The organism is Nonomuraea fuscirosea, from assembly GCF_003001935.1.
GTDB lineage: Bacteria > Actinomycetota > Actinomycetes > Streptosporangiales > Streptosporangiaceae > Nonomuraea > Nonomuraea fuscirosea.
The window spans coordinates 1-11,612 of record NZ_PVNG01000061.1 but is presented as its reverse complement, the minus strand read 5'-3'; the positions used below and the strand labels follow the sequence as shown (position 1 = coordinate 11,612).

At 67.7% G+C, this 11,612-nt stretch carries 10 protein-coding genes and 1 rRNA gene; 10 read left to right on the top strand and 1 reads right to left on the bottom strand.

From position 1 onward, the window contains the following. The first annotated feature begins 361 nt into the window (after window positions 1–361). The 3 genes from B0I32_RS55570 (at window position 362) to B0I32_RS55560 (ending at window position 2,125) form a co-directional block, all read left to right on the top strand. A complete protein-coding gene (locus B0I32_RS55570; RefSeq protein WP_106253541.1) occupies window positions 362–766 on the top strand; it encodes a DoxX family protein in 405 nt (134 codons plus the stop codon). Between the two features lie 107 nt (window positions 767–873). Beyond that, window positions 874–1,662, top strand: coding sequence for a hypothetical protein (locus B0I32_RS55565; RefSeq protein WP_106253539.1), 789 nt, complete (start codon window positions 874–876; stop codon window positions 1,660–1,662). Continuing rightward, window positions 1,625–2,125, top strand: coding sequence for a DinB family protein (locus B0I32_RS55560; RefSeq protein ID WP_181308936.1), 501 nt, complete (start codon window positions 1,625–1,627; stop codon window positions 2,123–2,125). The genes B0I32_RS55565 and B0I32_RS55560 overlap by 38 nt, the downstream gene beginning before the upstream one ends. A gap of 83 nt (window positions 2,126–2,208) precedes the next feature. Here B0I32_RS55560 and B0I32_RS55555 read toward each other — a convergent pair whose 3' ends face one another. Next, window positions 2,209–2,685 carry an ATP-binding protein gene (locus B0I32_RS55555; RefSeq protein WP_106253536.1) on the bottom strand — a complete coding sequence of 159 codons (477 nt, stop codon included), beginning with the start codon at window positions 2,683–2,685 and terminating at the stop codon, window positions 2,209–2,211. Between the two features lie 233 nt (window positions 2,686–2,918). On the opposite strand from B0I32_RS55555, the gene B0I32_RS55550 reads away from it, so the two are divergent. The 7 genes from B0I32_RS55550 to B0I32_RS55520 form a co-directional block, all read left to right on the top strand. After that, window positions 2,919–3,785: a helix-turn-helix domain-containing protein gene (locus B0I32_RS55550; protein WP_106253535.1), complete on the top strand. Its 867-nt coding sequence runs from the start codon at window positions 2,919–2,921 to the stop codon at window positions 3,783–3,785. A gap of 164 nt (window positions 3,786–3,949) precedes the next feature. After that, on the top strand, window positions 3,950–5,341 hold the full coding sequence (tig, locus tag B0I32_RS55545) for a trigger factor (protein WP_106253542.1): 1,392 nt from the start codon (window positions 3,950–3,952) through the stop codon (window positions 5,339–5,341). Between the two features lie 387 nt (window positions 5,342–5,728). After that, window positions 5,729–6,361 (top strand): ClpP family protease, encoded by a 633-nt coding sequence (locus tag B0I32_RS55540; RefSeq protein WP_106253533.1) that lies wholly within the window; start codon window positions 5,729–5,731, stop codon window positions 6,359–6,361. A gap of 12 nt (window positions 6,362–6,373) precedes the next feature. Further along, the gene (locus B0I32_RS55535) at window positions 6,374–6,997 is read left to right on the top strand and encodes an ATP-dependent Clp protease proteolytic subunit (RefSeq protein ID WP_106253532.1); all 624 of its coding nucleotides are present in this window, start codon (window positions 6,374–6,376) and stop codon (window positions 6,995–6,997) included. 188 nt (window positions 6,998–7,185) lie between these two features. After that, window positions 7,186–8,469: an ATP-dependent Clp protease ATP-binding subunit ClpX gene (gene clpX, locus B0I32_RS55530; protein WP_106253530.1), complete on the top strand. Its 1,284-nt coding sequence runs from the start codon at window positions 7,186–7,188 to the stop codon at window positions 8,467–8,469. 82 nt (window positions 8,470–8,551) lie between these two features. Further along, entirely contained in the window at window positions 8,552–11,116 is a 2,565-nt protein-coding gene (locus tag B0I32_RS55525) for a valine--tRNA ligase (RefSeq protein WP_342751859.1), read from the top strand. 436 nt (window positions 11,117–11,552) lie between these two features. Continuing rightward, window positions 11,553–11,612: ribosomal RNA gene (locus B0I32_RS55520) — 16S ribosomal RNA — on the top strand; the annotation flags it as partial.

Below are 11,612 nucleotides of genomic sequence, written 5' to 3'. Positions count from 1 at the left end.
TCATGACCGCGATGGTTGCCTATGTCCCGAGACACACTCTGTTGAAGTTTCCTATGTCTTGCGACATGGGTTTCCTATGTCCTGAACCAGCACACTGTCGCCCCGACCAACCCACAAGGCCCTTCCCGTCCGGGAGGGGCCTTCTGCGTTCCCAGGGCCCTGGCTCGTGGTTCGTGGTTCGTAAGCGTCCCAGGTGTCCGACTTCAGACGTGTACACCACAGGTCGGGGCGAGCTTTCGGCGTTCCAGCCGCGCGGGTGCACCTAGGTACAGGTCGGTACGGCAGCTGGCCCGATGGTGGGGGAGGGGGCCGCTCTCCTAGCGTCGGAAGCACCGTTCGATCATCCAGGAGGCGGCACAGCATGACTACCTCGACGCGACGCGGCGCCATCGGCCGGGTCGGGAACATCGCCCTGTGGGGGCTGCAGATCGTCCTGGCCGGGTTCTTCCTCATGTCGGCCCTGGGCAAGTTCGGCAACGCCGAGCCGGCCGCGTCCACGTTCGCGGCGATCGGGTGGGGCGGCTGGTTCAGGAACCTGACCGGGGCGCTGGAGGTGGCCGGGGCGGTGGCGCTGCTGGTGCCGCGGCTGGCCGGGGTGGCGGGGCTGGCGTTCGTGGCGCTGACGGCGTGCGCGGCGCTGGTCGAGGCGTTCGTGTCCGGGGGCGGCGTCTTCCTGCCGCTGACCGTGCTCGTGCTGTGCGCCGTCGTCGCCTGGGGGCGCAGGGACGGTACGGCGCGTCTGTGGGCGGCGGTCTCCGGCCGGTGAGGCGGCCAGGGAGACGGCCGGTGAGTCGGCCGGTGAGTCGGCCGGTGGTCCGGTCGCGGGACGAGCCGGTCACAGGACGGGTGGGCGGGGTGGGGCATGGTGGGGCCGTGGACCTCTTCGCCGATGATCCGATGGCCCGCCCGCTCACCTACCCCGGCCGCGTCCCCGCCGGCTCGGGCGTTCTGATGGACGACGCGTACGTCCCGCTGAGAGTGGAGGGCGGCGAGCGGGACCGGTGGCGGGCGGACGGCGTGAGCCTCGGCGCGCTGCTCGCGCGCGAGGGAGCCGAGCCGATGCGCGGCCGCCACCGCGTCGTCGCGGTCGGCTCCAACGCCGCCCCCGGCCAGTTGCGCGCGAAGTTCCGCGATCACGGTGTACGCCCGCTCGTCCCCATGACGGCCGCGGACGTGACCGGCGTCGTCCCCGGCGTCTCCGCGCACGTGAGCAGGTGGGGTTACGTGCCGGCCGCGCCGATCGCGGCGCCCGGCGAGACCGCCGGGCTCTTCGTGCTCTGGCTGGACGAGGAGCAGCTCGCCGCGCTCGACCTCACCGAGCCCAACTATGTACGCCGCCCCCTGGCCGCCCGGGTCGTCGTGGCCGCGGGCGCGCCGCTGACCGGGGTCTTCGTGTACGAGGGCAGGCACGGCTGCGTCGCCGACGGCCACGGCCGGCCGCGCCGCCTCACGTCCCAGAGAGCCCTCGTCCAGTCCCTCCTGGAGGCTTCCCCGTCCCTGCGCCACGTGTGCGGGGACACCCCGGAGGACTTCGTGGCCAACGTCAGGGACGACACCGTACGCGCCGAGGCCTCCCGCATCCTCCAGGCGGAACACCGGACGGGCGCCGGTAGGGTCGGGCTCCGTGAAAGACACCCGGACTCCCCCTCCCCTCACCGGTGACGAACGAACCGTGCTCGGCAACTGGCTCGAATGGCACCGCGCGACCCTGGCCTTCAAATGCGCGGGCTTGTCGGACGAGCAGCTGCGCGTGCGTTCGGCGCCGCCTTCGTCCCTGTCCCTGCTGGGCCTGGTCAGGCACATGGCCCACGTCGAACAGTCCTGGTTCCGCCGCGTGCTCGACGGCGAGGACCTGCCGAAGCTCTGGGACAAGGACCGCGACAACGACGCCGACTTCAACGACGTGGACACCGCCTCGGTCAAGGAGGCGTTCGAGGTGTGGCAGGAGGAGATCGAGCGGGCGCGGGCCATCTCGGCGGCCAAGTCACTGGACGCGGTGGGCGACCGCAACGGGCGGGAGTGCTCGCACCGCTACGTCCTGGTGCACGTGATCGAGGAGTACGCGCGGCACAACGGTCACGCGGATCTGCTGCGCGAGCGGATCGACGGCGCGACGGGCGACTGAGGCGAGGACGCGGGGCGGCTGACGCGAGGACGATGGGTTGAAAGCGACCGGACCTCAGCCGCCGGCGTGAAAGCGAGCGGGCCTCAGCCGTCGGCGCGGAACAGCGCCCAGACGGCCTTGCCACCGCGGGCCAGCGGGTCCCATCCCCAGCACTGGCTGTAGGTCTCGACGATGTAGAGGCCGCGCCCGTTCTCGGAGATGAAGTCGGGCTCCTTGGGCCGCGGCACCTCGTCGCTGGGGTCGGCCACCGCGAGCAGTACGTGCGGGGCGACCCGCATCAGCAACAATTCGATCTCACGACGCCCGGCGGCGTACATCGCGTACCTGACCGCGTTCGTCACCAGCTCCGACACCACCAGCGCGGCGTCGTCGCTCAGATCGTGCAGGCCCCACGCGCGCAGCGTCGAGCGGGTCACGTCCCTGGCGGTCTTGACCGAGTCGGCCTGGAAAGGCAGCGGACACGCGGTCGTGCCCGGCTTACCGCCCATGAGCAGACGGTCGAAGCCCACGTCACGCGTGATCTGGAGGCAGTCGGCAGTGGCCAGAGGATCCTCCACCATGCCGCTGATACCTCCCCGTTCAACCTTGGTTAGTGCATGTTTGACCCAATATGCACTAAGCCATCATGGGTTACGAACGCTGCACCTGCAAGACCCAAATGCACGTGCAGTTGCAATGTGCAGGAGCAAGCGGCGTTTTGGCGCATAGGTATCCGAATCGGACACGAGGTTGAGACCTTGTCATACCCGGCAATGTGGTGTCACTGTGTGTGCGGACCTTGATAGGAGGCAAAGTGACGCAGAACCAGCCGGGTTCCGGGCCGACGGCGCTGCGCATCCTCCTGGGCTCCCAGCTGCGCAAGCTCAGGGAAGCGAAGAACGTCACTCGTGAGGAGGCCGGCCACCTCATCAGGGGGTCGGAGTCCAAGATCAGCCGAATGGAACTCGGCCGGGTGGGGTTCAAAGAACGCGACGTGGCGGACCTGCTGACCCTGTACGGGGTCGTCGACGACCAGGCCCGCTCCGCCGTACTCGACCTGGTGACCACCGCCAACGAGCCTGGCTGGTGGCACCGGTTCAACGACGTCCTGCCCACGTGGTTCCAGGCGTACGTCGGCCTTGAAGAGGCCGCCGCCAGGATCAGGACCTACGAGGTCCAGTTCGTGCCGGGACTGCTGCAGACCAAGGAGTACGCAAGGGCCGTCGTGACCGCCGGTTCGGCGGGGATCGCGGCGGAGGAGATCGCCAGGAGGGTGGATCTCCGGCTGGAGCGCCAGAGGATGCTGGACAGGCCGGACGGGCCGATCTTCTGGGCGGTGATCGACGAGGCGGCGCTGCGGCGGCCGATCGGTGGCGCCGAAGTGATGCGGGCCCAGCTGGAGCACCTCATCGACCTGATGCGCCAGTCCAGCATCACGATTCAGATCATGCCGTTCAGCTTCGGCGGGCACAGCGCGGAGGGCGGCGCGTTCAGCATCCTGCGCTTCCCCGACAGCGATCTGCCCGACGTGGTGTACGTGGAACAGCTGGCGAGCGCGCTCTACCTTGACAAGCGTGAGGACGTGGACCGATACACCGAGGTGATGGAGCGGCTGTGCGCCGTGAGCACCACTCCGGATGAGACGATCGAGCTGTTGAGGACGATCGCGGACGAGTTCTGAACGCGGCGGCGTCGTGGTTGGGTACGCATCTGCCCTAGACTGGCCATCGGCGTTGGAACCCGCCGTGGCGGAGCATGCCCAGCGCTTTATGTGGGCGCGGCGCGTGAGCCGTACCGATGGACGCGCCCGCGATCACTCGTAGCTTGATCAAGGAGACCATTCCCGTGAAGACCGCTGTCGAGGAGCTCAGCCCGACCCGGGTCAAGCTCACTGTCGAGGTGCCGTTCGACGAGCTGCGCCCGAGCATGGATGCGGCGTACAAGAAGGTCGCGCAGCAGGTGCGCGTCCCCGGGTTCCGGCCTGGCAAGGTTCCGGCCCGCATCATCGAGCAGCGCTTCGGCCGGGCGGTAGTGCTGGAGGAGACCCTCAACGACGCCGTGCCCAAGCTGTACGGCCAGGCCGTCGACGAGGTCGACGTCTTCCCGGTCAGCCAGCCCGACATCGAGGTCACGAGGATCGACGACGGCGAGCAGATCGAGTTCACCGCCGAGGTCGACATCCGGCCCAACTTCGAGGTGCCCGACTACGCGGGCGTCGAGGTCACGGTCGACTCCGCCGAGGTCTCCGACGAGGACGTGGACAGCCAGCTCGACGCCCTGCGCCAGCGTTTCGCCACGCTGACCGGCGTGGAGCGCGCCGCGACCGGCGGCGACTTCGTCGTCATGGACCTGCGCGCCGAGATCAACGGCGAGAACATCGAGGAGCAGCAGGCCAACGAGGTCTCCTACGAGGTCGGCGCCGGCTCCGTGCTGCAGGGCCTCGACGACGCGCTCGAGGGCATGTCCGCGGGCGAGGAGAAGACCTTCAAGACCGAGCTCGTCGGCGGCGAGAACGCCGGCGAGGAGGCCGACGTGATCATCAACGTCAAGTCGGTCAAGGAGAAGGTCCTGCCCGAGCTCGACGACGAGTTCGCCCAGCTGGCCAGCGAGTTCGACACGCTGGAGGAGCTGAAGAACAGCATCCGCGAGCAGGCCCGCCGCAACAAGCTGATCGACCAGGTCGTGCAGGCCCGCGAGAACGCGCTCGACGCGGTGCTCGACAAGATCGACATCCCGCTGCCCGACAGCGCGCTCAAGGCCGAGGTCGACGCCCGCAAGCACAACCTCGACCACCAGGTGGCCGAGAGCGGCCTCAGCCGCGACGCCTTCTTCCGTCTCTACCAGACGACGGAGGAGGAGCGCTTCGCCGAGTTCGAGACCAACTCCGCCCGGGCGATCAAGGTCGGCTTCGTGCTCGACAAGATCGTCAAGGCCGAGGAGCTGGGCGTCTCCGAGCAGGAGCTGACCAACTTCGTGGTCCGCCGCGCGATGGAGATGGGCGTCCAGCCCAACGAGCTGGCCAAGCACCTCGCCGACAACGACCAGCTCACGCTGGCCATGGTCGAGATCGTCCGCGACAAGGCCAAGTCGGTGCTGGGCGACGCCGCCAAGGTGGTCGACAGCGACGGCAACGAGGTCGACCTCAAGGCCATCTACACCGAGATCAACGGTGCCGAGGCCGTCGAGGAGGAGGACGAGTCCTCCGAGGAGAAGGCCGACGACAAGGCCGAGGCGTAAGCTTCCGCCGAACCACCCGCGAGCCCCCGGATCCTGGTGTCCGGGGGTTTCGTCGTTCCCGAGCCGGCCTCCGTCGCGCGGGCTCGCCCTTGGCGCCGGCTACGCGGCGCTGGGGGCGCTCAGCGGGCTTCTGAGGGGATCGGAGGCGATACGGCGAACCTCCGGCCCGGAACCCGTTCGCGGGCGCGGGACCGCCCTTTCAGCGCTCCAGAGAGGGCGCGCTTTCCCGGACGAAAGCTGTATAACCCCGCAAAGAGCTGCGGCCGTACATTCGCCCGAACATGCGCCGTCAGCGAACAGCCCGGGTGAGCGGGCATGAGCTGTGGGTGGCGCGCGTTAAGGTCACAAGCAAAGCCAATCGATTACGACGCATCGGAAGGTGACGCTGTGACCAGCCCGCCGACCTTCTATCAGCCTGAGTCGCGAGGCCGTGAGAACGGCTCGTCCTTCCGGCTTGAGGACCAGCTTTACCAGCGCCTGCTCCGCGAGCGCATCATCGTGCTCGGGCAGGAGGTCAACGACGAGATCGCCAACCGCATCTGCGCCGAGCTCCTCCTGCTCGCCGCCGATGACCCCGAGCGGGACATCACGCTCTACATCAACTCGCCGGGGGGCTCGGTGAGTGCGGGCATGGCGATTTACGACATGATGGAATACGTGCCCAACGACGTGTCCACGGTGGTGATGGGCATGGCCGCCTCCATGGGGCAGTTCCTGCTGACCGCCGGGGCGCCGGGCAAGCGCTACGGCCTGCCGCACGCCCGGGTGATGATGCACCAGCCGTCGGGTGGCATCGGTGGCACCGCCGCCGACATCGCCATCCAGGCGGAGCAGATGCTCTACGTGAAGAAGACGCTGGCCGAGCGGATCGCCTTCCACACGGGGCAGCCGCTGGAGCAGATCGAGGCCGACTCCGACCGTGACCGCTGGTTCACGGCCGAGGAGGCCAAGGACTACGGCTTCATCGACCACGTCGTGCGCAGTGCGCGGCAGGTGCCCTCCGCGGGCCCGGTCTCCTAAGGGGGAGCTGACATGAACATCCAGAGCCGTTACGTTCTCCCCTCCTTCGTCGAGCGCACGTCCTACGGCGTGAAGGAGATGAACCCGTACAACAAGCTCTTCGAGGACCGCATCATCTTCCTCGGGGTGCAGATCGACGACGCGTCGGCCAACGACGTGATGGCCCAGCTGCTCACGCTGGAGTCGCTCGATCCCGACCGTGACATCAGCATCTACATCAACTCGCCGGGTGGCTCCTTCACCGCCATGACGGCGATCTACGACACGATGCAGTTCGTCCGGCCGGAGATCCAGACCGTCTGCCTCGGCCAGGCCGCCTCGGCCGCGGCCGTGCTGCTGGCGGGCGGCACCCCGGGCAAGCGCTTCGCGCTGCCCAACGCCCGGGTGCTGATCCACCAGCCGTCCACCGAGGGTGGCGGCCAGGGCAGCGACATCGAGATCCAGGCCCGCGAGATCCTGCGCATGCGCACGCTGCTGGAGGACATCGTGGCCCGGCACACCGGCAAGCCCTCCGCCGAAGTCCGCAGAGACATCGAACGCGACAAAATTCTCAACGCGGACGAGGCGAAGGCGTATGGTCTGATCGATGACATCATCCCGTCCAGGAAGAAACGGGCTCAGGCCGTAGCTTCCTAGACGAGACGTGACGCGCCGGAGCGCTGCCCAATAGGGCACGTTCCGGTGCGACTCGCCGCTAGGGGGCTCACTGAGGGCCCAGAAGACGGTAACGTCGAAACCTGAGCGGTTCGGCCTAGTCCGGAGAATGTCCGGAGACACTGCTCGCGTGAGCAAGCAGGGCGGTCCCACGCAAAGGAGTATCTGGGGTGGCACGCATCGGCGACGGGGGAGACCTGCTGAAGTGCTCTTTCTGCGGAAAGAGTCAGAAGCAAGTCAAGAAGCTCATTGCCGGTCCAGGCGTCTACATCTGCGATGAGTGCATCGATCTCTGCAACGAGATCATCGAGGAGGAGCTCTCCGAGTCCTCCGAGCTCAAGTGGGACAACCTGCCCAAGCCGAGGGAGATCTACGAGTTCCTCGACGCCTATGTCATCGGTCAGGACAAGGCGAAGAAGGCCCTCTCGGTGGCGGTCTACAACCACTACAAGCGGGTGCAGTCCGGTGACCGGGGCAGAGACGACGGTCTGGAGCTGGCCAAGAGCAACATCTTGTTGCTCGGCCCGACCGGCTCGGGCAAGACGCTGCTGGCGCAGACCCTGGCGAAGATGCTCAACGTGCCCTTCGCCATCGCCGACGCCACCGCGCTGACCGAGGCCGGCTACGTCGGCGAGGATGTCGAGAACATCCTGCTCAAGCTCATCCAGGCCGCCGACTACGACGTCAAGAAGGCCGAGACCGGCATCATCTACATCGACGAGGTCGACAAGATCGCTCGCAAGAGCGAAAACCCGTCGATCACGCGCGACGTCTCCGGCGAAGGCGTGCAGCAGGCGCTGCTGAAGATACTGGAGGGCACCACGGCATCGGTGCCTCCGCAGGGCGGCCGCAAGCACCCGCACCAGGAGTTCATCCAGATCGACACCACCAACGTGCTGTTCATCTGCGGTGGCGCGTTCGCCGGTCTGGAAAAGATCATCGAGTCGCGCATCGGCAAGAAGGGCATCGGCTTCAACGCCGTCATCCGGTCGAAGGAAGAGGTCGACACGGTCGACGTCTTCTCCGACGTGATGCCCGAAGACCTGCTCAAGTTCGGCATGATCCCCGAGTTCGTCGGCCGGCTCCCGGTCATCACCTCGGTGCACAACCTCGACCGCGAGGCGCTCATCCAGATCCTCACCGAGCCGCGCAACGCGCTGGTGAAGCAGTACCGCAAGCTGCTCGAGCTCGACGGTGTGGAGCTGGAGTTCACCGACGGCGCCCTCGAGGCCATCGCCGACCAGGCCATCCTGCGCGGCACCGGCGCCCGCGGACTGCGCGCCATCCTGGAGGAGGTGCTCCAGTCCGTCATGTACGAGGTGCCGTCGAGGCAAGACGTGGCCCGCGTGGTCATCACCCGCGAGTCGGTCCTGGAACACGCGATCCCGACGCTCGTCCCGCGTGACCAGCTCGCCGCCAAGCAGCAGCGCACACCACGCGAGAAGTCGGCCTGAGCGGCCCACCTGTTCATCCGGACGCCCCGTGGTCACCAACCATGGGGCGTTCCGCTTTCCCGTCTCCCTAGAATTGGTCACTGTGACAACGCCAGAGCTGCCTACCCAGTACACCCCGGCCGACGTCGAGACCCGTAGCTACGAGCGCTGGGTGTCCGAAGGCTACTTCCGTGCCGACCCGGGCAGCTCTCGCGAGCCGTACAGCATCGTCCTCCCGCCGCCCAACGTGACGGGAGTGCTGCACATCGGGCACGCCCTCGACCACTCCATCCAGGACGCGCTGACGCGCCGCGCCCGCATGCGCGGCCACGAGACGCTCTGGCTGCCCGGCATGGACCACGCCGGCATCGCCACCCAGAACGTCGTCGAGCGCGAGCTGGCCAAGCAGGGCAAGTCGCGCCACGACCTCGGCCGCGAGGCGTTCGTCGAGCGGGTCTGGGAGTGGAAGGAGGAGTCCGGCGGCCGGATCCTCGGCCAGATGCGCAAGCTCGGCGACGGCGTCGACTGGTCGCGCGAGCGCTTCACCATGGACACCGGCCTCTCGCGCGCCGTGCAGACCATCTTCAAGAAGCTGTTCGACGAGGGCCTGATCTACCGCGCCGAGCGGATCATCAACTGGTGCCCGCGCTGCCTGACCGCGCTGTCCGACATCGAGGTCGAGCACAGCGAGGACGAGGGCGAGCTCGTCTCCATCCGCTACTCCGACGAGATCGTGGTGGCCACCACGCGCGCCGAGACCATGCTCGGCGACACCGCCGTGGCCGTGCACCCCTCGGACGAGCGCTACGCCCACCTGGTCGGCACGATGGTCGAGGTCCCGCTCACCGGGCGCATGATCCCCGTGGTCGCCGACGAGCACGTCGATCCGGCGTTCGGCACCGGCGCGGTCAAGGTCACCCCCGCCCACGACCCCAACGACTTCGAGATCGGCCGGCGTCATTCGCTGCCGTCGCTGACCGTCATGGACGAGCGCGGCGTCATCACCGCGCACGGGCCGTTCGAGGGGCTCGACCGCTTCGAGGCCCGCCCCGCCGTCGTCGCCGCGCTGCGCGCCGAGGGCAGGATCGTCGCGGAGAAGCGCCCCTACGTGCACTCGGTCGGCCACTGCTCGCGGTGCAAGACCGTGGTCGAGCCCAGGCTCTCGCTGCAGTGGTTCGTGAACGTCGCGCCGCTGGCCAAGGCCGCCGGCGACGCCGTGCGCGACGGGCGCACCCGCGTCCATCCGCCGGAGCTGGCCAAGCGCTACTTCGACTGGGTCGACGACATGCACGACTGGTGCATCTCCCGGCAGCTGTGGTGGGGCCACCGCATCCCGGTCTGGTACGGGCCCGGCGGCGAGGTCGTGTGCGTGGGGCCCGACGAGGAGCCGCCGGCGGGCTACACCCAGGACTCCGACGTCCTCGACACCTGGTTCTCCTCCGGGCTGTGGCCGTTCTCGACGATGGGCTGGCCCGACCGCACTCCCGAGCTGGAGCGCTTCTACCCGACGTCGGTGCTGGTCACCGGCTACGACATCCTGTTCTTCTGGGTCGCGCGGATGATGATGTTCGGGCTCTACGCGATGGACGGCGAGCCGCCGTTCCGCGTGGTCGCCCTGCACGGCATGGTCCGCGACCAGTACGGCAAGAAGATGTCGAAGTCGTTCGGCAACGTCGTCGACCCCCTCGACTGGATCGAGCGCTTCGGCGCCGACGCCACCCGGTTCACTCTCCTGCGCGGCGCCAACCCGGGCGCCGACGTGGCGGTGAGCGAGGAATGGGCGGCCGGCTCACGCAACTTCTGCAACAAGATCTGGAACGCCACCCGCTTCGCCCTGATGAACGGCGCGGCCGTCGGCTCGCTCGACGACGCCGAGTTGACCGCGGCCGACCGGTGGATCCTGTCCCGCCTGCAGACCGTCATCACGGCGGCCGACGCGGCGTTCGAGGAGTTCGAGTTCGCCAAGGCCTCGGACCTGCTCTACCACTTCGCGTGGGACGAGGTCTGCGACTGGTACCTGGAGCTGGCGAAGATCCAGCTCGGTGAGGGGCTGGAGCACACCAGGCTGGTGCTCGGCCACGTGCTCGACGCGATCCTGCGGCTGCTGCATCCGCTGGTGCCGTTCGTGACCGAGGAGCTGTGGCGGGCCGTCACCGGAGGCGAGTCTCTCGTGGTGGCGCCATGGCCGGTGACCGATCCGCGCTACGCCGACGCCGGCGCCGAGGCGGAGATCGAGGCGCTGCAGGAGCTGGTGACCGAGGTCCGCAGGTTCCGCTCGGACCAGGGGCTCAAGCCGGGCCAGAAGGTGGCCGCGCGGCTCGGGCTGGGCGGCACGCCGCTGGCCGGCCAGGAGAGCGCGATCAGGGCCCTGCTGCGGCTCACGGAGCCGGAGGAGTCGTTCAGCGCGACCGCGCGGTTCACGGTGGGGGAGGTGACCGTGGAGATCGACACCGCGGGCGCCATCGACGTCGTGGCCGAGCGCAAGCGGCTGGAGAAGGATCTGGCCGTCGCGCGCAAGGAGGCCGCCCAGGCGACCGCCAAGCTGGGCAACGAGCAGTTCATGGCCAAGGCGCCGCAGGACGTGGTGGCCAAGGTCAGGGGCAGGGCAGAGCAGGCTGACGCGGACATTGCGCGCCTCGAGGCCCAGCTCGCCGCCCTCGGGGTTTGAACAGTCCGCACGAGGGGAAGGTCCATTCGTTACCGAAGATGGACCTTCCACGCCCGCGGGACTGCTACAGTTTTCAACGCGGGGCCGATCTGGTCCTGACATCCCAGTGAACGAACCCCGACTTTCGGGCGACTCCAGCCGCGCGGTTGGACAAGAGCCGAAAGTTGGAGTAAGTTAGCAGGGTTGCCTCGAAGAGAGGCAAGTCCGGAAGCTCCCGGATCGGGCGGTTTGACAAGGATCGTCCGGATCTGGTAAACTGAAGGAAATGAAATGTGCGCCTCGCGCACCGGGGTCTCCCAGAGATTTTGGTGCGGATGTACGCGTCCGTTTCTTGAGAACTCAACAGTGTGTTAAAAGCCAGTGCATGATTTTCATGCAACACCTCGTCAAGTGATTGTTTGCTTGATGGATTTTTGTTGGGATTGTTTCCAGACATTGTTTGGAGAGTTTGATCCTGGCTCAGGACGAACGCTGGCGGCGTGCTTAACACATGCAA